Origin of the sequence: Pseudomonas sp. R2-37-08W (genome assembly GCF_003851705.1) — a bacterium.
Classification (GTDB): domain Bacteria; phylum Pseudomonadota; class Gammaproteobacteria; order Pseudomonadales; family Pseudomonadaceae; genus Aquipseudomonas.
Window position 1 is genome coordinate 4,077,615 of sequence record NZ_CP027728.1, and the last position, 21,270, is coordinate 4,098,884.

22 protein-coding genes and 1 riboswitch are annotated in these 21,270 nt (G+C 62.1%); of the genes, 4 read left to right on the forward strand and 18 right to left on the reverse strand.

Annotated features, from left to right (window positions below):
- Positions 1-698 precede the first annotated feature (698 nt).
- The 3 genes from C4J93_RS18745 (at position 699) to C4J93_RS18755 (ending at position 3,105) form a co-directional block, all read left to right on the forward strand.
- Positions 699-923, forward strand: a complete 225-nt coding sequence (locus C4J93_RS18745; protein WP_010208698.1) for a hypothetical protein — start codon at positions 699-701, stop codon at positions 921-923.
- 276 nt (positions 924-1,199) lie between these two features.
- Positions 1,200-1,682 (forward strand): hypothetical protein, encoded by a 483-nt coding sequence (locus C4J93_RS18750; protein ID WP_124430173.1) that lies wholly within the window; start codon positions 1,200-1,202, stop codon positions 1,680-1,682.
- Between the two features lie 145 nt (positions 1,683-1,827).
- The gene (locus C4J93_RS18755) at positions 1,828-3,105 is read left to right on the forward strand and encodes an OmpP1/FadL family transporter (RefSeq protein ID WP_124410485.1); all 1,278 of its coding nucleotides are present in this window, start codon (positions 1,828-1,830) and stop codon (positions 3,103-3,105) included.
- A gap of 65 nt (positions 3,106-3,170) precedes the next feature.
- Here the strand turns inward: C4J93_RS18755 and C4J93_RS18760 are convergent, their stop codons facing one another.
- The 13 genes from C4J93_RS18760 to cobO form a co-directional block, all read right to left on the reverse strand.
- The gene (locus tag C4J93_RS18760; protein ID WP_124430174.1) at positions 3,171-3,722 is read right to left on the reverse strand and encodes a glutathione peroxidase; all 552 of its coding nucleotides are present in this window, start codon (positions 3,720-3,722) and stop codon (positions 3,171-3,173) included.
- A 150-nt stretch (positions 3,723-3,872) separates the two neighbouring features.
- Complete coding sequence (locus C4J93_RS18765; protein WP_124367868.1) at positions 3,873-5,081, reverse strand: MFS transporter; 1,209 nt, start codon at positions 5,079-5,081, stop codon at positions 3,873-3,875.
- 54 nt (positions 5,082-5,135) lie between these two features.
- Entirely contained in the window at positions 5,136-5,540 is a 405-nt protein-coding gene (locus C4J93_RS18770) for a MarR family winged helix-turn-helix transcriptional regulator (RefSeq protein WP_124363814.1), read from the reverse strand.
- A gap of 42 nt (positions 5,541-5,582) precedes the next feature.
- The gene (locus C4J93_RS18775; RefSeq protein WP_124430175.1) at positions 5,583-6,311 is read right to left on the reverse strand and encodes an adenosylcobinamide-GDP ribazoletransferase; all 729 of its coding nucleotides are present in this window, start codon (positions 6,309-6,311) and stop codon (positions 5,583-5,585) included.
- Between the two features lie 2 nt (positions 6,312-6,313).
- A complete protein-coding gene (cobC, locus tag C4J93_RS18780; protein WP_124430176.1) occupies positions 6,314-6,889 on the reverse strand; it encodes an alpha-ribazole phosphatase family protein in 576 nt (191 codons plus the stop codon).
- On the reverse strand, positions 6,886-7,941 hold the full coding sequence (gene cobT / locus C4J93_RS18785; RefSeq protein ID WP_124430177.1) for a nicotinate-nucleotide--dimethylbenzimidazole phosphoribosyltransferase: 1,056 nt from the start codon (positions 7,939-7,941) through the stop codon (positions 6,886-6,888). The genes cobC and cobT overlap by 4 nt, the downstream gene beginning before the upstream one ends.
- On the reverse strand, positions 7,938-8,459 hold the full coding sequence (gene cobU / locus C4J93_RS18790; protein WP_124430178.1) for a bifunctional adenosylcobinamide kinase/adenosylcobinamide-phosphate guanylyltransferase: 522 nt from the start codon (positions 8,457-8,459) through the stop codon (positions 7,938-7,940). The genes cobT and cobU overlap by 4 nt, the downstream gene beginning before the upstream one ends.
- A gap of 28 nt (positions 8,460-8,487) precedes the next feature.
- Positions 8,488-9,939: a cobyric acid synthase gene (locus C4J93_RS18795; protein ID WP_124430179.1), complete on the reverse strand. Its 1,452-nt coding sequence runs from the start codon at positions 9,937-9,939 to the stop codon at positions 8,488-8,490.
- Positions 9,936-10,925: a threonine-phosphate decarboxylase CobD gene (cobD, locus tag C4J93_RS18800; RefSeq protein WP_124430180.1), complete on the reverse strand. Its 990-nt coding sequence runs from the start codon at positions 10,923-10,925 to the stop codon at positions 9,936-9,938. The genes C4J93_RS18795 and cobD overlap by 4 nt, the downstream gene beginning before the upstream one ends.
- A complete protein-coding gene (cbiB, locus tag C4J93_RS18805) occupies positions 10,918-11,826 on the reverse strand; it encodes an adenosylcobinamide-phosphate synthase CbiB (RefSeq protein WP_124430181.1) in 909 nt (302 codons plus the stop codon). The genes cobD and cbiB overlap by 8 nt, the downstream gene beginning before the upstream one ends.
- Complete coding sequence (gene bluB, locus C4J93_RS18810) at positions 11,823-12,473, reverse strand: 5,6-dimethylbenzimidazole synthase (protein ID WP_124430182.1); 651 nt, start codon at positions 12,471-12,473, stop codon at positions 11,823-11,825. The genes cbiB and bluB overlap by 4 nt, the downstream gene beginning before the upstream one ends.
- Positions 12,470-13,852 carry a cobyrinate a,c-diamide synthase gene (locus tag C4J93_RS18815; protein WP_124430183.1) on the reverse strand — a complete coding sequence of 461 codons (1,383 nt, stop codon included), beginning with the start codon at positions 13,850-13,852 and terminating at the stop codon, positions 12,470-12,472. Before C4J93_RS18815 ends, bluB begins: the two co-directional genes overlap by 4 nt.
- The gene (gene cobO / locus C4J93_RS18820; protein WP_124430184.1) at positions 13,849-14,460 is read right to left on the reverse strand and encodes a cob(I)yrinic acid a,c-diamide adenosyltransferase; all 612 of its coding nucleotides are present in this window, start codon (positions 14,458-14,460) and stop codon (positions 13,849-13,851) included. Before cobO ends, C4J93_RS18815 begins: the two co-directional genes overlap by 4 nt.
- 78 nt (positions 14,461-14,538) lie before the next feature.
- Positions 14,539-14,798, reverse strand: a riboswitch (cobalamin riboswitch).
- Between the two features lie 99 nt (positions 14,799-14,897).
- Here cobO and C4J93_RS18825 point away from each other — a divergent pair.
- The gene (locus C4J93_RS18825) at positions 14,898-16,211 is read left to right on the forward strand and encodes a sorbosone dehydrogenase family protein (protein WP_124430185.1); all 1,314 of its coding nucleotides are present in this window, start codon (positions 14,898-14,900) and stop codon (positions 16,209-16,211) included.
- Positions 16,212-16,344: 133 nt separating this feature from the next.
- Here the strand turns inward: C4J93_RS18825 and C4J93_RS18830 are convergent, their stop codons facing one another.
- The 5 genes from C4J93_RS18830 to C4J93_RS18850 all read right to left on the reverse strand — a co-directional run bounded on the left by C4J93_RS18830 (position 16,345) and on the right by C4J93_RS18850 (position 20,948).
- Positions 16,345-16,884, reverse strand: a complete 540-nt coding sequence (locus C4J93_RS18830) for a C40 family peptidase (RefSeq protein WP_124363826.1) — start codon at positions 16,882-16,884, stop codon at positions 16,345-16,347.
- 144 nt (positions 16,885-17,028) lie between these two features.
- Positions 17,029-17,658, reverse strand: a complete 630-nt coding sequence (locus tag C4J93_RS18835; RefSeq protein ID WP_124363827.1) for a C40 family peptidase — start codon at positions 17,656-17,658, stop codon at positions 17,029-17,031.
- A gap of 213 nt (positions 17,659-17,871) precedes the next feature.
- Positions 17,872-18,576, reverse strand: a complete 705-nt coding sequence (gene hda / locus C4J93_RS18840) for a DnaA regulatory inactivator Hda (RefSeq protein ID WP_124430186.1) — start codon at positions 18,574-18,576, stop codon at positions 17,872-17,874.
- A gap of 205 nt (positions 18,577-18,781) precedes the next feature.
- Positions 18,782-19,855 (reverse strand): AI-2E family transporter, encoded by a 1,074-nt coding sequence (locus tag C4J93_RS18845; RefSeq protein WP_124367880.1) that lies wholly within the window; start codon positions 19,853-19,855, stop codon positions 18,782-18,784.
- 52 nt (positions 19,856-19,907) lie between these two features.
- Positions 19,908-20,948 (reverse strand): DUF2066 domain-containing protein, encoded by a 1,041-nt coding sequence (locus tag C4J93_RS18850; protein ID WP_124430187.1) that lies wholly within the window; start codon positions 20,946-20,948, stop codon positions 19,908-19,910.
- Positions 20,949-21,270: the final 322 nt, after the last annotated feature.

Consider the following 21,270-nt stretch of genomic DNA (forward strand, 5'->3'; position numbering starts at 1 on the left):
AACTCGCGCAAAGGCCCATGGAATGGGGGCCGCAGTCAAACTGACGATTTTTTCACCAATAAAAAAAAGCCAGATTTTTCATTGACTTAAATTTTGATTGCAGGCAAATGGGCAGGCTTCAGGACAGTTACCAGCGAAGTTACCGGCGCTGCGACTAATGTGCACAAGTACCCAGCCAACGGTTATATCCCCGGCGTTTTTTGATCCGACACGCTCAGGAAATGTTACTGCCAGGAAACTGGAGGGTGGACGGCTGATGGTTTTTTTGCCAAGCCACTTCCTTTCCTTGTTTCGATCCGTTACTATCCGCAGCGTTAGTACCAAGCTGAAAGTCAATTCTGGTCGACATATCCCTAGAACTTCATGGGATCGACCACCTCGATGGTTTCCAGGTATCACTTGCGACGACACTGCCTTTGAACAAGCAAAGGGTGCCGCGAAGTCTGCATACTCTGACCGAACCAACCTGCAAATTGATCAGGATCTTCACCCTGGGCCCAGAACCTTTGCCCCTGTTGTGTTGCCTGCCCTCCTAAGTACCTACCTGCCAGCCCAAGCGCGCCTAATCCAATAGCGCTTCAAACTGGCTGCTTTGTTCCAGACTAGGTTCTTTCGTTTGATCAATGGTGATCAGCGTTTCTGGAACGTTTTAACGTTGCACGGTTCTTATCCGTGTCATTTGTAGGAACACCAATAATATGAACGCTCAAATCCACACTCAGGATGCCATCCGCACCCTCACCAACGCTTTTGCCCCAATGAACTGCCTGATCATGGCCGCTCGCAAAGGCTGCTTCAGCTTCACCCTGGTCAATGAACACGGCATCGCACGTCACAGCGAACGCCTGTACCCCGATCAATACTCCAGCGCAGAACCGCTGCAGGCCGTGATCGAGCGTACCCGTCAGGCACTGATTGCCTGATCGACCCGAGTCGCTGAAACACAAAAACCCTGTCTGAAAAACAGGGTTTTTTATTGCCTGGAATTTAGTCCCGGGATTTTTTACTAAGCACGAATAGATATAAACGTTATAACCGGATAAAGAAGATGTTTAAAAAACAGTCCTTTACAGGATGAATATGACACTACACTTCAACTCAAGCGGCATGATCCGCTTGCGACGGGCCTGAGATCCGATCCACCGCTGCCAAGCCCCCCTTCTCAGGCTCGTCATTCATTCCCACGGACTGAGGTTTGTATGGGTATTGCCGCCAGCGAATTGTGTCGTTATGTGATCAGGCCGACCTTGCTGTACCTCGGCTGCCATAACCCGAACGCCGAAACCTTGCTGCTGGGCATTGCAGCTAGCCAGTCGGAACTGGGCTCGGCCCTGCATGACCGACGCGGCCATGGCCTCTACAGCATCACCGAACCACGTCACCGCGCCCTCTGGGATACCTACCTGGCACTCGACCCTGAACGTGCGAGCCTGGTGCGCGGATTGGCCAGCCAACATGCATTCCTCAGTGCGCCCCAGTTGGAACTGACGGTGAACCTGCGTTACGCCACGGCAATCGCCTGGTTGCTGGTGGAACAACACCGTCCTGCCCTGCCCGCGCCCGGCGATGTATTGGCGATGGCACGTATCTGGAAAGAAATATTTCACCCTCAAGGCCGCCTGCGAGATTTCTCCCAGGCCTGGCAAAGCTGTGTCAGCCCAATGAAACAGGTGGCCTGTTGACCGGGCAAATTGCAAGATTCGTCAAAAAACCGGAAATCTGGTCGGATTGTCCTACAAAACCGCTCTATCTCCTGCATTACAGCCTATAGCGCGATGTTAAATTTATTGATACTTTCCGCAGCGGTGATCACACGGAGTTCTAATAATGAAAAAAGTAATGCTCAAGACCACACTTAGCCTCGCCGTTGCCATGGCCTCCTCCCAACTGTTCGCCAGCGGCTTCGCCCTGAACGAACAGAGCGTCAGCGGAATGGGTACTGGCTTCGCAGGTCGCTCTTCTTCTGCCGATGACGCAAGCACTGTCTACGGTAACCCTGCCGGTATGGCTCGCCTGAACGGCCAGCAGATCACCGGCGGTGTCGCAGCCATCGATGCCTCTACCGATCTCAGCGATACAAGCGGTCGCTCTCGCGGCAGCAACAAAGGCGACATGGTGCCATTCACCGCCGTACCTTTTGGGTTCTACACCAATAAGCTCAACGACCAGTGGGCTGTCGGCTTTGGCGTGTATGCGCCGTTCGGCCTGATAACCGACTACGAAAGCGGCTTCCAGGGCCGTGGCTTTGGCAGCAAGAGCGAAGTGAAAGTCATCACCTTGCAACCAACGGTCAGCTACGCCTTCAACGATCGCGTTTCCGTCGGCTTCGGCCCGACCATCAACCGCATTGGCGGTACCCTGGAATCGGACATTACGCTGAACCCTGCCGCGCCGGACACCAATATCAAGATCAAGGGTGACGACACCGCGCTGGGTTTCAACGTCGGCGTGCTGGTACAAGCCACCGATACCACCCGCGTCGGCCTGACCTATCACTCCAAGGTCAGCTACAAGCTGGAGGGCCACACCGAAGTCACCGCGCCGACCGCGACCTCTCCGTTCCTGCGCAGCAACCGTTACGACGCTTCGCTGAAGATCGATACGCCTGAGTCCTACGACCTGTCGGTGACCCAGGATCTGACCGACGCATGGAAACTCTATGCCGGTGCAACCTGGACCCGTTGGAGCCGCCTGAAAGACATCACCGTCAAGAACGACGGCGTCACCGGCGCAACCGGTGGTGGGCTGGCCCCAGCGTTGGTAAGCACCATCAAGGAAGACCAGAACTGGCACGACACCTGGGCTTACGCCTTGGGTACTTCGTACCAGCTGACCAAGCAAGTGGTGCTGCGTACCGGCCTGACGTTCGACCAGTCGCCGACCAACAACACTGATCGCTCGCCGCGCATTCCTACCGGCGACCGCACCATCTTCAGTCTGGGCCTGGGCTACGAGGTCATGCCGAACATGACCATCGACGTAGCCTACTCCTACCTGAAGGAAGAGGACGTCAAGGTTGCACGCTCCAACCAATTGGCCAGCTACAACGCCAAGTATGAAAACAGTGCCAACGGTTTCGGCCTGGGCATGACCTACCGCTTCTGATTCGTTGCGGTATAAAAAAGCCCCGCTCTCCTGCACAGGAGGCGGGGCTTTTCAATGGGCGACGATCAGGGTTTGGACGCCAGCGCCTCTTCTACCGCCTTGATCAACTCCGGACTGTCGGGCTTGGTCAGGCTGGAAAAATTGGCGATGACTTTGCCCTGGCGATCCACCACGTACTTGTAGAAATTCCACTTGGGCGGCGTGTCGGTCTGTTGCGCCAGCACCTTGAACAAATTGACCGCGTCCGGCCCCTTGACCTTCTGCGGCTCGGTCATGGTGAAGGTCACGCCGTAGTTCACATAGCAGACCTTGGCGGTTTCTTCGCCAGTCTTGGCTTCCTGCTTGAAGTCGTCGGACGGCACGCCAATCACTTCCAGGCCCTGGCCCTTATAGCGCTGGTACAACGCTTCGAGGCCTTTGAATTGCGGGGCGAAGCCGCAGAAGCTCGCCGTGTTGACGATGACCAGGGGCTTGCCCGCGAAACGCTCGCACAGGTCAATGGATTCCTTGGCCCGCAGCTTGGGCAATTGGCCCTCCAGCAACGGCGGGCAACTGGCGGCCAGGGCCACGCTGCCAGCAGCCATCAGGACGGGTACAGCGAGCCAGCGCATCAACATGTGAAAAGTCCTCGCATGGGTTCAGACATAGAACTTAACAGATCGCCATGCCCAACTGCATTAACGCCAGGCCCCCGTGCTGCCAGCCCCACCAGGCCAACAGCAACAACACCAGCCCTGTCACCAGGGCCGTGCACCGCAGTGCTGCACTCATGCCGCCTCCATTTGCGCCTGCACGCGCGCCACTGGCCGTTCACGCACCGGCCAGTTCAGGGCCGCCGCGAGCAGGCTGAGCAGAATCGCCACCTGCCAGATCAAATCGTAGTTACCGGTTCGATCATAGACCACGCCGCCCAACCAGCCACCGAGGAACGAACCGAGTTGATGGAACAGGAACACGATCCCACCCAACATCGAGAGGTTGCGTACACCGAACAAGGTCGCAACAGTGCCGTTGGTCAGCGGCACGGTAGACAGCCACAGGAAGCCCATCGCCATGCCGAACAGGTAAGCCGTGACTTCGGTGACCGGCGCCCACAGGAACAACACGATCACCACCGCACGCAACAGGTACAAACCGGTGAGCAAACGCGGCTTGGACATGCGCCCACCCAGCCAGCCGGCCGTGTAGGTGCCGAATACGTTGAACAGGCCGATCAACGCCAGCACCGTGGTGCCAGCCGTAGCCGGCAGATGCTGGTCCACCAGATACGCCGGTAGATGCACGCCGATAAATACCACCTGGAAACCGCAGACGAAAAAGCCGAAGGACAGCAGCCAGAACCCGGAATGGGAGCACGCCTCCTTCAACGCTTCGCGCAGGGTTTGCTGACCGACCGTGGTCGGCAGCGGCCGGTCCTTGAGCATGGCCACCAGCGGCAGGATTAGCGCGACCATCAAGCCCAGCGCCAGCAGCGCCGCAGACCAGCCCAGCCACCCGATCAAGCCGAGAGTCCCTGGCACCATGGCGAACTGGCCAAAGGAGCCGGCGGCGCTGGCGATGCCCATGGCCATGCTGCGTTTTTCCGCTGGTACGGCGCGGCCGACCACACCGAGGATCACTGAGAACGACGTGCCGGACAGGCCAATGCCGATCAGCAACCCCGCGCTCAGGGACAATGACCACGCCGAGTCCGACATGCCCATCAGCACTAGGCCCACGGCGTACAACACGCCGCCGACGAACACCGCCTTGGTCGCACCGAAGCGGTCAGCCAGGGCCCCGGTGAACGGCTGCGCCAGACCCCAGATCAGGTTCTGCAAGGCGATGGCAAAGGCGAACGTCTCGCGCCCCCAGCCAAATTCGCTGCTCATCGGCGCCAGGAACAGGCCAAAGCCGTGCCGCACGCCCAACGACAACGCCAGGATCAGCGCACTCCCCACAAGAACCCAGCCACTGGTGCGCCACATCGAGGTCATTTCTTATTCTCCGCTCGCGGGTATATACCCGCTTATAGTCGAACGAACCGCCGTTCAGGCGAGTTCATCCAGCAAGGCCAACAACGTTTCGCGCTTTTCGGCGCCCAGTTGATCGATCAATTTCTGTTGCGCCGCTTCCCATGCCGGCAAGGCCGCAGCCAACCGCTGCTGACCGGCCTCGGTCAACTGCACCAGGCGGTTGCGCAGGTCATCGCCTTCGACCAACCGGACCAGGCCGTCACCTTCCAGTACGCGCAGATTGCGCCCCAAGGTGCTGCGGTCCAGGCCCATGGCTTCTGCCAGGCTGGAAATGCTCGGCTGATCGAGACGTTGCAGGTTGCTCAGCAAAGAATACTGGGCAACGTTGATCCCGAAGCCGTCGAGGGCGCCGTCGTAATACCGGCTGACGCCACGGGCGGCGCGTCGCAGGTTGGTGCACAAACATTGGGAAGCAAGCATAGAGCGTGTATATACCCGGAGTTAAGCAAATGCAAGAAAGTGTTACAGCGCCAGCCCGATCAGCACGGCCGATTCGAGCAGTTCCAGCAGGGCGCCGGCGGTATCGCCGGTGGTGCCACCCAGACGCCTGATCATTAAATGGCGCAAGCCGATAAAACAGCCCGCCGCGAGCAGTACCGCTATCCCACCGCTGAACCCACCGATCAGGATGCAGACCAGTCCACTGAGGATCAGCACCTGCTGGCCGACAATCCTCGGTAAATGATCCGACAGCGCCTGGCCCAATCCACCGGCACGCACATAGCGCGTGGTGAGAAACAGCGCCAGCATCGAAGCCCGGCCGATCAACGGCGCGAGAATCAGCGCGGCGCCGTTATGCTGCTCGATCAAGGCCACCAGCGCGGTGAATTTGAGCAGCAACACCAGGCCCAGGGTGACCACCGCAATCGGCCCGCTGCGCGGGTCCTTCATGATGCTGAGGGTGCGTTCGCGATCACCGAAGCCGCCGAGCCAGGCGTCGGCACTGTCCGCCAGGCCGTCCAGGTGCAGGCCGCCGCTGAGCAGCACCCAGGCGGCCAATAGCAGCGCGGCATGCAGCAACAGTGGCGCACCCATCAACAAGCTGTTCAGGCCCCACAGCAGCAGGCCAAACAGCAAACCCACCACCGGGTAAAACAGCAACGAACGCCCCAGTTCCTGGGGTTGCGGCATGCCTGGCAAGCGAATCGGCAGACTGCTCAGGAACTGCAGGGCGATCCAGAATGGCAGCATGTTCAGGCCCCTTCCTTCAACGTGCCATCGGTCGCCACTTGCAGGCTGAACAGCCCGCCGTGACCGACTTCGACATTCAGCAAGTGCTCACGCGGCAAACCGCGCGCACGCGCCAATAACAGCCGCATGACGCCACCGTGGCTGATCAACAGCACGCGCTCACCGGCATAGGCCTGCTGTAGACGTAAGACGGCGCCCAGCACCCGCTCGGAAAACGCTTCGACCGGCTCGCCTTCTGGCGGCGTAAAGCGGTAGGGATCCGCCCAGAACAAGCCCAAGCCGTCGGCGTCGGTTTCCATCAACGCCGCCGCGCTCTGCCCTTCCCAGGCGCCGAAGTGCAGCTCTTGCAGATCTTTTTCCAGGCTGACTGGAAGGTTAAGACGCCCGCCCAATTCCTCAGCAAAGCGCGCACAGCGTTGCAACGGCGAACTGATCAGCCGGTCCCACGGCCCCTGCCCCAGCACAGCCGCGCGCATCTGCTCCCAGCCCCTGGCCGTCAAGGCATCATCCAGGCTGCCGCGCAGGCCGCCGCCAAGCTCGGTTTCACCGTGGCGCAGCAGGTCCAGGTGCAAGGTCATGCAGGGCGATCCGCCACGGCGGCTTCGGCGAACGTCGCCATCTGTCCGTGCAACGCACAGGCCAGGCGCAGCAGCGGCACCGCCAGCGCCGCACCGCTGCCTTCGCCCAGGCGCAGGCCCAGGTCCAGCAGCGGCTGTGCGTCAAGACTGTGCAGCACGTGACGATGGCCCGGCTCGGCGCCACGATGGCCGAACACCAGCCAATCGCGGCAGGCCGGATTCAAGCGCGTGGCCACCAGCGCGGCGACGCTGCAGATAAACCCGTCCACCAGCACCACGATGCCTGCCTGGGCGCAGGCCAGGTAGGCACCGACCAGCGCGGCAATTTCAAAGCCCCCCAGGTTGAACAGCGTCTGCAACGCGTCGTCGCGCTGGGCCGCGTGCAACGTCAGGGCGCGCTCGATGACTGCCACCTTGTGGCTGACGCCTTGGGCATTCAGCCCCGTGCCCGGACCGGTCAGGTCACTCACCGGGCAATCGAGCAGCGCACACGCCAACGCGCTGGCGGCGGTGGTGTTGCCAATGCCCATTTCACCGCCGATAAACAGCTGTGCGCCCTGCTCCAAAGCGCGGCGTGCGCTGTCTCGTCCGGCCTGCAAGGCCTGGCGCCCCTGCACCTGGGTCATCGCCGGGCCATGGACAAAGTTGGCCGTGCCCGCGCCGATATTCAGGTGGCGCACGCCGGGTAGATCCAGGGAGGGCGTGACCGTGCCGAGGTCGACCACTTCCAACTGCGCATCCAGCTGGCGAGCCAATACGCTGATGGCCGCGCCACCGCTGACAAAATTGTGCAGCATCTGCCCGGTCACAGCCTGGGGAAACGCCGACACGCCCTCGGCAACCACGCCATGGTCGCCGGCAAAAATCGCGATCCACAGCTGCTCCACCGACGGTTTGACCCGGCCCTGCAACCCGGCCAACTGCACCGCCAGCGCTTCCAGCTGGCCGAGCGAACCGGCGGGTTTGGTCAACTGCTGCTGACGCGCCAACGCCTGTGCTTGCGCAGCGGCGTCGATGGCCTTGCAGGGGTTGAGCCACCAGAAATCCGTCATAACGCAGTACCTTTCAAAGTCAGGGGCAGGCCGGCAACCGTCAGCACTACGCGCTGACACCGCTCGGCCAAGGCTTGATGCAGCCAACCGGCTTCATCCACATAACGGCGAGTCAATTCACCCAGCGGCACGACACCCAGTCCGGTCTCGTTGCTGACAAAAATGATCTGCCCCGGCAGTGCAGCCAGGGTATCGAGCAACTGGTCGCGCTCCGAAGCAAGGCGCTCAGGGTCTTCCAACATCAGCAGATTGGTCAGCCACAGGGTCAGGCAGTCCACCAGCAGGCAACGCTCGGCAGCGGCGTTGTCGCGCAACACCCGCGCCAGCTCGATGGGCTCTTCGATCAGGCCCCAATGGTCGGGGCGACGCGCACGGTGCAGGGCAACGCGCTGGTTCATCTCAGCGTCCAGCGGCTGGCTGGTGGCGATATACATCACCGGTAAACCGCTGGCGCCGGCGAGTTTTTCAGCCAGACGGCTTTTGCCCGAACGGGCGCCGCCGAGAATCAATTGATGCATGAGCCAATCCTTTTCCAGTCAGCCGACGTCAGATTCCGCACAATCGACGCAACAATTCAGTGTCCAGATGGTTTTCCACCAAATCCGCCAAGCGCTCGATATCCCGCTCACGCAGGGCGTGATAGTCGACGTCCTGCACGTCCTGCAACCCCGCCCAGCGCAGCAGTGCGCTGCACGCCGCCGGTGTCTCGAACAGGCCGTGCAGATAAGTGCCGAGGATCTGCCCGTCGGCACTCTGCGCGCCATCACTGCGCCCGTCGTCGAGCCGAACGGCGGCATTCTCCAGCGCCGGGCCGGACGTCACCCCCGCATGAATCTCATACCCGCTTACCTGCGCATCCTCCAGCAACAAACGCCCGCGCACATTGCGCAACTGCTTCTCTTGCTCAAGCGTCGTGCTGAACGCCAGCAGTCCCAGGCCATCGCTGGAGCCGACGGGCCCTTCCAGGCCGAGCGGGTCATGCACCTGCTCGCCGAGCATCTGCAGGCCACCACAAATCCCCAGCACCTTGCCGCCATAGCGCAAATGCCGCGCCACGGCGGTATCCCAGCCATGGGCACGCAAGTACGCCAAATCACTGCGTACACTTTTCGACCCCGGCAGGATGATCAGGTCGGCGGCCGGGATCGGCTGACCCGGCCCGACGAATTGCAGGTTCACCTGGGGATGCAGGCGCAGCGGGTCGAAATCCGTATGGTTGCTGATGCGCGGCAGCACCGGCACCACCACGTTGAGCACCTGGGCGGCCTTGTCGGTCTGGCGCTGGTCGATGCCATCTTCGGCCTCGAGGTGCAGGTCCATCACATAGGGCAACACGCCCACCACCGGCTTACCGGTGCGCGCCTCCAACCAGTCCAGCCCCGGTTGCAGCAGCGCGATATCTCCGCGAAACCGGTTGATGATAAAACCCCGGACCCGCGCCTGTTCGCTGGGGGACAACAATTCCAGCGTGCCGACCAGATGGGCGAACACCCCGCCGCGATTGATATCGGCGATCAACAGCACCGGGCAATCCACGGCTTCGGCGAAGCCCATATTGGCGATGTCATTGGCGCGCAGGTTGATCTCGGCCGGCGAGCCCGCGCCTTCGACCATCACCACCGGATAGGCCTGGCTCAACCGTGTGTGGGAGGCCAGCACCGCCTGCATCGCGATGGCTTTGTAGTCGTGGTAGGCAACCGCATTCATGCTGGTCACGGCGCGGCCATGGATAATCACTTGGGAACCGGTGTCGCTGTTGGGCTTGAGCAACACCGGGTTCATGTCGGTGTGGGGCGCCAGGTTGGCGGCCTGCGCCTGGACCGCCTGGGCGCGGCCGATCTCGCCGCCTTCGGCGGTCACTGCGCTGTTGAGCGCCATGTTCTGTGGCTTGAACGGCGCCACTGCAACCCCCTGGCGCACCAGCCAGCGACATAGCGCGGTCACCAGCGTGCTCTTGCCGGCGTCGGAGGTGGTGCCCTGCACCATCAACGTAGTCATGTCGCTTCCTTGTAGGCGGCCAGTGCCGTCTCGAGACGCTGCCAATCGGCCTCGCTGTCGGGCAGACCGAAACGCACGCTGCTGTCGTGAACGAACAGGCGCAGCAGAATGCCGCGCTGGGCCATGAATTCGTGCAAGCGTTCGGCGTGCGGGGTGATCAACCACTGGAACAAGGCGCAGCCACCCTGGGGTTGAAAACCCTGACGCTCAAGCAGCTCGGACAGGCGCTGGCCGGCCTCGATGCAACGCGTGCGCTGGCGGGCGTGCCCGGCGCTGTCGCGCAGGCATGCCTGGCCGAGTACCCGTGTCGGCCCGCTGACCGCCCAGGGCCCGACCTGTTCGGCGAGCAATTTGAGCAACCGGCGCTCGGCCAGCACAAAGCCCAGGCGCACGCCGGCCAGGCCGAAGAACTTGCCGAATGAGCGCAACACGATCAAGCCGACCTGCTGGGTGTGGCTGGCCAGGCTCAAGTGCGGCGTCACGTCCATGAAGGCTTCGTCCACCACCAGCCAGCCGCCGCGCTGGGCCAGCCGCGTATGCCAGTCGAGCAGGCGCTCCGGGGCCAGGCTCAAGCCGGTGGGGTTATTCGGGTTGACCACCACCAGCACGTCGAGGCCGTCGAGAAAGAAATCGACTTCCTGCTCCTGCACTTCGCGCACCACATAACCGGCACGACGCCAGGCTTCGGCGTGTTCGGCGTAGCACGGCGACAGTACGCCGACCTTGCCGGAACGGCGCAGGCGCGGCAGCAATTGGATCGCGGCCTGGGAGCCCGGCACCGGCAGCACGTGAGCCGCGCCGTAGTAGTCGCTGGCGGCTTTTTCCAGGCCGTCATCGGCTTCCGGTAGCCGTGCCCAGGCGCGCAAGGGAATCTCGGGGATCGGCCACGGCCAGGGCGCCAGGCCACTGGACAAATCGAGCCAATCCGCCTCCGCGATGCCGTATTCAATTGCCGCCTTACGCAGCCGACCACCGTGTTCAAGCATAAAATTGCGCCCCCGCGCACAGGACCAGCAGCCACAACCATACGCCGCGCTGCACCAGTTGCCAGCCTCGGTCGATGGCGTCAGCGTCGGCCGGCGGGCCTTCGCCCAATGGCGGGCGCTGGTGCACCTCGCCGTGATAAATCGCCGCGCCACCCAGTTCGACGCCCAGCGCACCGGCGCCAGCGGCCATTACCGGGCCGGCGTTGGGGCTGTCCCAGGTCGGCCCCTGGGTGCGCCAGCATTTGAGCGCCAGGCGAGTCTTGCCCAGCAACGCGTAGGTCAAGGCCACCAGGCGTGCAGGAATATAGTTGAGCCCATCGTCGATCTTCGCCGCCGCCCAGCCAAAGCGTTCGAAGCGTTCGTTGCGATAGCCCCACATGGCGTCGAGGGTGTTGCTCAGGCGATAGAGCACCACGCCCGGCACGCCCGCGACCACAAACCAGAACAGCGCGGCGAACACGGCGTCGCTGCCGTTTTCCAGCACCGACTCGGTGGCCGCGCGAGCGACTTCGGTGCGATCCAGCTCGCTGGTCTGGCGGCTGACCAGATAACTCACGCGTTGGCGCGCTTCATCCAGATCATCACTGCGCAGGGCCTGGGCGACCGGAATAACATGCTCCCCCAGGCTGCGCATGCCCAGGGCGCAGTACAACGCCAGGATCTCCAGCACCCAACCAATGTACGGCGCCCAGGACAACGCGGTGGCCAGCAGGGTCAGCGGCACCACCGCGATAAACCACGCGGTTACGCCATGGCTGCGCCAGCCACGACCGCCTGAATTGAAACGCTGTTCGATGCGCCCGGCAAAATTGCCGAACGCCACCAGCGGATGCCAGCGCCTGGGCTCACCCAGCAGCGCATCCAGCGCCACTGCGGCCACACACAGCAAGGCCACACTCATTGACTCACTCCCCACAGGTTTTCGTACAGCATGTCACTCAATGGCCGCGGCTCGGTCCAGCCTTCAAGCTGCAACATCGGTGCCGGATAGAACTCGGCAACCGGCCCCAGGCACAGCACCGCCAGGGGTTTTGCGCCCGCCGGCAAACCCAGCAGGTCGGCCAGGGCCTGGGGTTCGAACAGCGAGACCCAACCCATGCCCAACCCCTCGACGCGGGCCGCCAGCCACAGGTTCTGGATGGCGCAGGACAAGGACGCCACGTCCATTTCCGGCAAGGTGCGACGGCCGAAAATGTGCCGCTCGCGATCATCCATCAGCGCTGCCACCAGCACTTCGGCGCAGTCGTGGATGCCTTCAACCTTGAGCTTCATGAAGTCATCGGAGCGCTCGCCCAGGGCCTCGGCGGTGCGCAGGCGTTCTTCTTCGACCAGTTGCTGAATGCGGCCTCTTAATTGACGGTCGCTGATACGGATAAAGCGCCACGGTTGCATCAGGCCGACGCTGGGTGCCTGGTGCGCAGCCTGGAGCAGGCGCTGCAATAACTCAGGCGCGACGCTGCCACCGCTGAAGTGACGCATGTCACGGCGTTCGGCGATGGCGCGGTAGACGGCTTGGCGGTCGGCCTCGGGGAAGGCGTTGTCGGTCATGGCGTCATTGGGGGCAAGCCCCCTCCCACCTTTGAAATGCATTCCCCTGTGGGAGGGGGCTTGCCCCCGATAGCGGTGTCAGGGCCTGGCACAAAAAGTGCGGCCACCGCCTCCGGGTTCGACGGAAAGTAAAAGTGCACGTAGGACGCGGTCATCCGCCCCTGCCGATACACCGCCTCCGCCCCCCGCCCACCATTGGGGCTCATGCCACGGGCGATCGGCTCGCATGCGGTGCTGGTCAGGGAATGGTGATAGGTGTGCCCGCGCAAGGTGCCTTCGGGCAACTCGACGCTTTGCAGCGCCAGCGCCGCCAATTTCTTTTGCATCACTGCATCGCCCTGCAGCAGGCCGAGCAGTTCGGCGCGGTTGCCGTCGACATCGGTGAGCGAGTCCAGCAGGTACAGCATGCCACCACATTCGGCGAGCAAGGGCTTGCCGGCTGCATGATGAGCGCGGATGGCGGCGAGCATCGGTGTGTTTTGCGACAGGGCCCGGTGATGCAGCTCCGGGTAACCGCCGGGTAGATAGAGGCTGTCGGCTTCAGGCAATGCGCCGTCATGGATCGGTGAAAAGAAACGCAACTCGGCGCCCATGGCGCGCAACAAGTCGAGGCTGGCACCGTAGGTAAACGCGAAGGCTTCGTCACGGGCCACCGCAATGCGTACCCCGGCGAGCAATGGCTCGGCGGTGATCACCTGCGGCGCGGCAAATGTCACCGGTGGCGGCACGGCGACTTCGCAACTGCTGCCCAACGCCTGGGCGGCGGCGTCGAGGCGCAGGTCGAGGTCATTGAGTTCGCTGGCTTGCACCAGGCCCAGGTGACGGCTGGGCAATTCGATACCGGTTTCACGCGACAGCGCGCCGTACCAGCGCAACCCTTCGGTGAGGCTGCCTTCCAGCAACTGCGCATGGCGCAGCGTGCCGACGCGGTTGGCGAGTACGCCGGCGAATGGCAGGTCCGGCTGGTAGCGCGCCAGGCCCAACGCGAGGGCGCCAAAGGTCTGCGCCATGGCCGTGCCGTCGATCACCGCCAGCACCGGCACGCCGAAATGCCGCGCCAGGTCGGCGCTGGACGGGGTGCCGTCGAACAGGCCCATCACGCCTTCGATCAGGATCAGGTCGGCCTCCCCCGCTGCTTCCCACAACAAACGACGACTTTCCTGCTCGCCCACCATCCACATATCCAATTGATAAACCGGCGCGCCGCTGGCGCGCTCGTGAATCATCGGGTCAAGGAAATCCGGCCCGCATTTGAATACGCGTACCTTGCGCCCCAGGTTGCGGTGCAAACGCGCCAACGCGGCGGTGACGGTGGTTTTGCCCTGGCCGGACGCCGGTGCGGCGATCAAGACGGCCGGGCAATGACGGGGCTGATTCAAAGTTCGACGCCCTTCTGTGCCTTGATACCGGCCTGGAACGCGTGCTTGAGCATGCCCATCTCGGTGACGGTATCGCCCATTTCGATCAGCTCAGGCTTGGCGCCACGGCCGGTGACCACCACATGCTGCATCGGCGGGCGCGCCTGCAGGTCGCCGAGCACATGGTCCAGGTCAAGGTAGCCGTGCTTGAGGGCGATGTTCAGTTCGTCGAGCACGACCAGGCCGATGGAAGGGTCATTGAGCATCGCCCGGGAGACCGCCCAGGCCGCTTCGGCGGCGGCGATATCACGCTGGCGATCCTGGGTTTCCCAGGTGAAGCCTTCGCCCATCACGTGAAAGCGGACCTGCTCGGGGAAGCGGCGGAAAAACAACTCTTCGCCGGTACTGTTGCGCCCCTTGATGAACTGCACCACGCCGCACTGCATGCCATGCCCCATGGCGCGGGCCAACATGCCGAAGGCCGAACTGCTTTTGCCCTTGCCGTTGCCGGTCAGCACCAGCAGCAAACCGCATTCATTGGGCGAGTTGGCGATGCGTTCATCGATCACGGCTTTTTTGCGCAGCATGCGCGCCAGGTGGCGTTCGTCGCGGTCGGGGGTATCGGTCATGGCAGCTCTCCGTTGGGGCTGGACAAAAACGGCGGGCAGGAAAAAGGAAAAACAGACAGCCAAGCATCGCCCACCGTGATGCTGTTGGATGTTTCAGGCCGGTCTCCGGGCTCATGAGTGGCGCCCTGCCTTTTGTAAAAAGACAGGACATGCCAACAGCGCGCCTTCCCATATCGCCTGCGATACAGTGGCCAACAGCGCCGTCTTGACTCATTTACCGTTGCGGGGGCAGCGCCGGAATTGCGGCAGCACTGTGTACAAGTGCGCTCACTCACCGGCTTCCCTGTTTCACTCTGTCGACGCAAACGCCACAGAGCACCTGGAACAAGCCGCGAAGGTTAGTGGGTTGGGGGTGGAGCGTCAATTAAAGCTGGCCCTGTACTTGAACCATCAAGGTGATGTGCTTCTCTACCCTTACAGGTATTCAGGAGAACACCATGCACAAAACCAGACTCGCCTTACTGATCATGCTCGCCGGCACCCTCGCCGCCTGCGGAGAAAGCTCTACCCTGCAGGTAGCCGACGGCACCGGGCCCTCGCCCAGGTTGCCGGAACCGAACAAGACGCTGATCCCCACCGTGAACATCGCGCCGGCTGTCGGCTGGCCCGACGGCGCCAAGCCGACGGCCGCTACCGGCACCCAAGTGGCCGCATTCGCCGAGGGCCTGGAGCATCCGCGCTGGCTTTATGTGTTGCCCAACGGCGACATCCTGGTGGCCGAGACCAATGCGCCGCCCAAGCCCGATGACGCCAAAGGCGTGCGCGGCTGGGTCATGGAGAAAGTCATGGGCCGCGCGGGCGCAGGCGTGCCTAGCCCGAACCGCATCACCCTGCTGCGCGACGCCGATCACGACGGCGTCGCCGAAACCCGCACGGTGTTCCTGGAAAACCTCAACTCGCCCTTCGGCATGGCTCTGGTCGGCAACGACCTGTACGTGGCGGACTCGGACAAGTTGCTGCGTTTCCCCTATCAACCTGGGGAGACCGCGATCAAGGCAGCCGGCACCAAAGTCGTCGATTTGCCGGGTGGCAGCCTCAACCATCACTGGACTAAAAACGTGATCGCCAGCCAGGATGGCAGCAAGCTGTATGTCAGCGTCGGCTCCAACAGCAATGTCGGCGAGAATGGCCTGGAAGCCGAAGAAGGCCGGGCGGCGATCTGGGAAGTGGACCGCGCCACGGGCCAGCATCGTATTTTCGCCTCCGGCCTGCGCAACCCCAATGGCATGGCGTGGGAGCCGCAGAGCGGCAAATTGTGGACGGCGGTGAACGAGCGCGATGAAATCGGCAGCGACTTGGTGCCGGACTACATCACCTCGGTCAAGGACGGCGCGTTCTATGGCTGGCCGTTCAGCTATTACGGGCAGCATGTGGATGTGCGCGTCACCCCGCAGAACCCGCAGCTGGTCGCCAAGGCCATTGCGCCGGACTATGCGGTCGGCCCGCATACCGCTTCGCTGGGGCTGACGTTCGCCCAGGGCAACACACTCCCGGCGCAGTTCAGCAACGGTGCGTTCATCGGCCAGCATGGATCGTGGAACCGCGAGCCGCACAGTGGCTATAAGGTGATCTTCGTGCCGTTCGAGGGCGGGCAGCCGAAAGGCAAGCCGGTGGACGTGCTGACCGGGTTCCTCGATAAAGACGAGAACGCCATGGGCCGGCCGGTGGGCGTGGTGATCGATCAGCAAGGGGATTTGCTGGTGGCCGATGATGTGGGGAATAAGGTGTGGCGGGTGTCTGCGGTCAAGTAGACCCTCTGAAGCACACCACAAAACAATGTGGGAGGGGGCTTGCTCCCGATAGCGGAGTATCAGTCACAGTATCTGCGCCTGACCCACTGCTATCGGGGGCAAGCCCCCTCCCACATTTGGTTCGGTGTTTGATTCAGGGATTGCGTGCCAAGTTTGCCGGCAACACCCTTTTGGCACTCAGGTAAGCATTCTGCCAATACGCCTTCGACAACGTATCCAGCTTCACCGTACCGCCAGTCTGCGGAGCGTGCACAAAACGGCCCTCACCCACGTAGATGCCGGCGTGGCTCACCCGCGAACCACCACCGGTGGCAAAAAACAGCAGGTCACCGGTTTGCAGGTTCTGCTCGCTGACGTCCTGGGCACGCATCACGATCAACTCGCGGGTAGTGCGCGGCAAGGTGATACCGGCTGCGTCACGGTAGACAAAACCAATCAGGCCGCTGCAATCAAAGCCCGAGTCCGGCGTGTTGCCGCCCCAGCGATACGGCGTGCCCACCAGGCCCAGCGCGCGGAAGAGCACGTCTTCGGCGGCAGGGGAGAAATTCTGGGTGGAATAGTTGAACACCGGCTTAGGCTTGACGGCTACAGGAGCAGGCGGCGGTGGACGGCTTGCGCAGGCGCTGAGGAGTGCGGCGCAAACGAGAAGAAAGAGGCGGGCCGAGGTCGACATGGGCAGAACAATCCTGGTCTGGATGCGGCTTTCGCTGCCGAACGCTGAAAACCAGAACGCGCAAGCAAAGCTCGCGCGAACGGATTACAACAATGTCCAGGGATTCTAGCGCTTACGCGTCAAACTTCAAGTATCACTTTAACTTTACTTACTGGCGGTAACCGTAGACGGGGCCATGGCGAGTGCACGCTTGGCTTCGATGAAGGTTTTGCTCCAGTAGCTGTCACCCAGGTTATCGACCCGCACCCCACCGCTACGACGGCTGCTGGAGTGGATAAACTGGTTATCGCCCAGGTAGATACCGGCGTGGCTGACACGACCGCGACCGGCAGTACTAAAGAAAAGCAGATCACCGGGCTTGAGGTTGTTGCGTGCGACCAACGGTGCTTTCACGTTGATCATTTCGCGGGTGGAGCGCGGCAGATTCATGCCGGCTTCTTCACGAAACAGGTAACCGATAAAACCGCTGCAATCGAAACCGGCTTCGGAGGTGCCGCCGAAACGGTAGCGGGTACCGATCAAGGACATGCCGCGTTCGAGAATGCTGTCGGCCAGAACGGGAAGCTGGTAAGGCTTGCTGCCGGAGAAGTCGGCCAGCTCTTTTTCAGTTGCCAGCTCTTCTTCATAAACAGAAGCAGACTGTGCAGCAACGAATTTAGCCTGATTTTGAACCTGTGGTTTTGGCTGTTCTGCCACCTGCTGAGGGTGGGAGGCGCAACCAAACAACAGGGTAACGAGTGCGAGAGGCACGAGGGGTGCGAAGCGATTTAGCATGGGCACGACCGTGGCTGATGTGTAAAGAAGCCGAGACTATGCCTTCTATCACATCGATTTGCAAATTCAATCGAACTCTTTGTGACTTCCTGTTTGGACCACGCCATCTAAGCCGTTAATCCCACATACAGGCCCTGTGCGTGGCCAAACCGGCCAAAACGCAGGTTTTCTGGCGCCTGGAATTTGCCGAAAGCCTGGAAACACACGACTTGGCTACCAGCCGAGGGTTTCTTTGAGGAAGGGAATGGTGAGCTTACGCTGGGCCTGCAACGAGGCCTGGTCGAGCTGTTCGAGCAACTCGAACAACGCGCTCATGCTGCGCGTGCCGCGGGTGAGGATGAAGTGCCCGACCTCGTCGGTCAGGTGCAGCCCGCGCCGCGAGGCGCGCAGTTGCAGGGCACGGAGTTTGTCTTCGTCGGACAAGGGGCGCATCTGGAAGATCAACGCCAGCGTCAGCCGCGACTTGAGGTCGGCCAGCTTCACCGGCAGTTCACGCGGCGACGTGGACGCGGCGATCAACAGGCGGCGGCCACTGTCGCGCAGGCGGTTGAACAGATGAAACAGCGCCTCTTCCCAGTCCGCCTTGCCGGCAATGGCCTGCAAATCGTCCAGACATACCAATTCGTATTGTTCGAGGTTGTCGAAGATCCCCACACCGTGGTCCATCAGCTCAACCAACGGCAGGTAAACCGCCGGCTCGCCCATCTGCTCGAAACGCAGGCACGCGGCCTGCAGCAAGTGGGTACGCCCGACGCCATGCTTGCCCCACAGATAGATCAGGCTTTCAGTCCACCCGGCGTCGGCTTCGCAGAGGCGCTCGACATAGCCGAGTGCAGCGGCATTGGCGCCTGGGTAGTAGTTGATAAAGGTAGCGTCGTCACGCAGACGCACACCTAGGGGCAGCTGAATCGGTTTCATGCTGACTGAACGGCTCCCATCGAACCGTGAGTGGCCTCTGTGTAAAGTTTGCAAAGTTTATACGCGTGGCGCCGGGCGCACAATGCAGCAGACCACAAGCAAAATCAAAGGTTTGCGTTAACCTGTTGGTTTTGCGCGAATTGTTTGACGCACCCGCCACATTAAACAACAAACCCGGCGATGCGCCGGGCTTGTGATACAGCGATTACAGATCGGGGTCTTCAACGCCCGTGTACACGTCGGAGTCCTTGTACACATCGTGAACATGCCGCACCAGCACCATGATCACCGCCGCCACCGGCAGCGCCAGCAGGATGCCGGTAAAGCCGAACAGCTCACCGCCCGCCAGGATCGCAAAGATTACCGCCACGGGATGCAGGCCGATACGGTCCCCCACCAGCAGCGGCGTCAATACCATGCCTTCCAGCGCCTGGCCGACCATGAACACCGCAACGATCCCCAGCATCGGGTACAGGTCGCCGCCAAACTGGAACAGCCCCGCCACCAGCGCCGCGCCGATGCCGATCACGAAGCCCATGTATGGCACGATTGCGGCCAGCCCGGCGATCAGGCCGATCAACAGGCCCAGCTCAAGGCCGATCGCCATCAAGCCGGCGGCGTAAATGATGCCCAGCGCCAGCATCACCAGCAGTTGCCCGCGCACGAACGCCCCCAGTACCTCGTGACACTCGCCGGCCAGGGACACGATGCGCTCCTCGCGGTCGCGCGGCAGCAGGCTGCGGATCTTGGCCATCATGATGTCCCAGTCCCGCAGCAGGTAGAACGCCACCACCGGGATCAGCACCAGGTTGGTCAGCCAGCCGATCAGCGCAAGGCTGGAAGCGGTGGCCTGGCTGAGCACCATACTGACGATATCGGTGGTCTTGTCCATGTGTTCACTGATTGCCGCCTTGACCTTGTCGAACTTCCAGAACCCGTCCGACAGCCCAAGCTTGGCCTGGGCCCATGGCATCGCCGTGTGCTGCAACCAGTCGAGCATCTGCGGCGCCAGTTCGTAAAGTCGATACAGCTGCTTGGCCAGCATCGGCACCAGCACCAGCACCAGCACGGTGATGATCAGGGTGAACAAGGCAAACACCGCGATCACGCCCCAGGTGCGCGACAGGCCGGCCTTCTCCAGGCGATCCACCACCGGATCGAACAGATAGGCGAGCAGCAACGCCACCAGAAATGGCGTCAGGATCGAATGCAGCAAGAACACAAAAACGCACAGCAGGACAATCCCGCCAAGCCACACCCAACGACGCGTATCCGCCATGAACCACTTCCTCTGTTATTTGCTTGCCGCTTCTATATAGAAGCCAGGCCACTTACCAACGAAAACGTAACTGCGCCTGGGGCTCAGGCGCGGCAGCCGGTTGTGCGCCATCGGCCGGCGGTTGCGGGGCGGAGGCTTCACCCGCCGGCACTTCCTGCAATTTGGCCAGGCTCAACTGGGTGCGCAACTGATCGGCGCTGCCATTGACGCGATACACAATACGATCGCCGTCCACCCGCTGCGGCTGGCCACCAAAGGGCTCGAGCAAACGACCCAGGACGGCGTAGCGCTCCAGGTTCATGCCCTGCACCTCCAGCAACTGTTCGGCGCTGACCCCCGGTTTGACCGCAAAACGCGGCGCGAGCTTCTGGCTGACCGCAAGCAACACGGCGTCGGCGACCGCGCCAGTGTCAGCGCCCTGGACGCTGCCCTGCTCGGTCTTGTCGCCCAGCCACAGGCGCCATTTGGCCTGCCACTGGTTGCCTTCCTGGCGCGCATGCACCGCCAATAACGCATCGGCGCCATAGCGTTCGGAGGCGGCGCGCAGCGGCGTGGCGTCGGCACTTTCCAGGTTCGGCGCGGTGGCGACCACCTGTTCGTCCAGGTCACCCAGCGGCAGGCGCAACGGCAAGCCTCGGTGCTGGGCCGCCCGGCGCAGCGCTTGAGCCACCGCCTGGCCGTCGCCGACCAGGCTGCTGCCTTCGGTAGAGTCGTTCAGCCACCAGCCGAGGATCGAAGGTCGATTGCTGCCCCAGATCGCCAAGCCGGCGTCACGCAGGGCGCGATCGGTGCTGACCGGGTCGAAATCCACCTGCAGGCTTTCCGGCGGGCCGGCGTCGTAGCCGTATTGGCTGATGATTTGTTGCGGGTCCTTGCGGACCGCCGCCAGGCCCGGGCCCTCGGCGGCCTTGGCATCGCCGGTCAGGCGGATGACCAGGGTCTGCACGGCGCGCTGGGTGGCCTGGTCGCGCTCCTGGGGCGACTGGCTGCTGACCGGTTCGAGGACTTGATAGAGGCCATTGAGGGTTTCGGCATGACTCGCCAGGCTGACCAACGACAAACAGCCTACAAAAAAGAATTTACACAGACGCATGGAAGATTCCCGAACGACAAATTTAGCGGCTGGAACAGACCGCGTGATCTCGGTTTTGGCAAGGCTGTGACACAGCGACCGGTAAAACATTCACGGGTCTCGGTAAGTTTTCATACTGTCATAACGATAGCGGATTCAAGGCTATACCTTAATACGGTGCATTACCGGGCCGATTCGGTTTTTTTTAGACTCATATGCCCTGCCCGTCGGCCCGAGGATGGCCGCTGCCCCTCAAGCCTGATAAAATCGCGCGCCTTCGCAGACCGTCAACGGCTGGGCCTTCGCCAAAAGTGCCTGCCCGCTCGGTCGTTACCCAGAAATC

Bases quoted from the DNA above. Each gene is read 5' to 3' on its own strand.
- C4J93_RS18770 (WP_124363814.1), bottom strand. From the start codon at position 5,540: ATGCTTGCTTCCCAATGTTTGTGCACCAACCTGCGACGCGCCGCCCGT.
- C4J93_RS18750 (WP_124430173.1), top strand. From the start codon at position 1,200: ATGGGTATTGCCGCCAGCGAATTGTGTCGTTATGTGATCAGGCCGACC.
- C4J93_RS18825 (WP_124430185.1), top strand. From the start codon at position 14,898: ATGCACAAAACCAGACTCGCCTTACTGATCATGCTCGCCGGCACCCTC.
- C4J93_RS18845 (WP_124367880.1), bottom strand. From the start codon at position 19,855: ATGGCGGATACGCGTCGTTGGGTGTGGCTTGGCGGGATTGTCCTGCTG.
- C4J93_RS18760 (WP_124430174.1), bottom strand. From the start codon at position 3,722: ATGTTGATGCGCTGGCTCGCTGTACCCGTCCTGATGGCTGCTGGCAGC.
- cobO (WP_124430184.1), bottom strand. From the start codon at position 14,460: ATGACCGATACCCCCGACCGCGACGAACGCCACCTGGCGCGCATGCTG.
- cobC (WP_124430176.1), bottom strand. From the start codon at position 6,889: ATGACCTTGCACCTGGACCTGCTGCGCCACGGTGAAACCGAGCTTGGC.
- bluB (WP_124430182.1), bottom strand. From the start codon at position 12,473: ATGACCGACAACGCCTTCCCCGAGGCCGACCGCCAAGCCGTCTACCGC.
- C4J93_RS18795 (WP_124430179.1), bottom strand. From the start codon at position 9,939: ATGACTACGTTGATGGTGCAGGGCACCACCTCCGACGCCGGCAAGAGC.
- C4J93_RS18830 (WP_124363826.1), bottom strand. From the start codon at position 16,884: ATGTCGACCTCGGCCCGCCTCTTTCTTCTCGTTTGCGCCGCACTCCTC.
- C4J93_RS18850 (WP_124430187.1), bottom strand. From the start codon at position 20,948: ATGCGTCTGTGTAAATTCTTTTTTGTAGGCTGTTTGTCGTTGGTCAGC.
- C4J93_RS18775 (WP_124430175.1), bottom strand. From the start codon at position 6,311: ATGCTGCCATTCTGGATCGCCCTGCAGTTCCTGAGCAGTCTGCCGATT.
- C4J93_RS18765 (WP_124367868.1), bottom strand. From the start codon at position 5,081: ATGACCTCGATGTGGCGCACCAGTGGCTGGGTTCTTGTGGGGAGTGCG.
- cbiB (WP_124430181.1), bottom strand. From the start codon at position 11,826: ATGAGTGTGGCCTTGCTGTGTGTGGCCGCAGTGGCGCTGGATGCGCTG.
- cobD (WP_124430180.1), bottom strand. From the start codon at position 10,925: ATGCTTGAACACGGTGGTCGGCTGCGTAAGGCGGCAATTGAATACGGC.
- cobU (WP_124430178.1), bottom strand. From the start codon at position 8,459: ATGCATCAATTGATTCTCGGCGGCGCCCGTTCGGGCAAAAGCCGTCTG.
- C4J93_RS18745 (WP_010208698.1), top strand. From the start codon at position 699: ATGAACGCTCAAATCCACACTCAGGATGCCATCCGCACCCTCACCAAC.
- C4J93_RS18835 (WP_124363827.1), bottom strand. From the start codon at position 17,658: ATGCTAAATCGCTTCGCACCCCTCGTGCCTCTCGCACTCGTTACCCTG.
- hda (WP_124430186.1), bottom strand. From the start codon at position 18,576: ATGAAACCGATTCAGCTGCCCCTAGGTGTGCGTCTGCGTGACGACGCT.
- cobT (WP_124430177.1), bottom strand. From the start codon at position 7,941: ATGACGGATTTCTGGTGGCTCAACCCCTGCAAGGCCATCGACGCCGCT.
- C4J93_RS18755 (WP_124410485.1), top strand. From the start codon at position 1,828: ATGAAAAAAGTAATGCTCAAGACCACACTTAGCCTCGCCGTTGCCATG.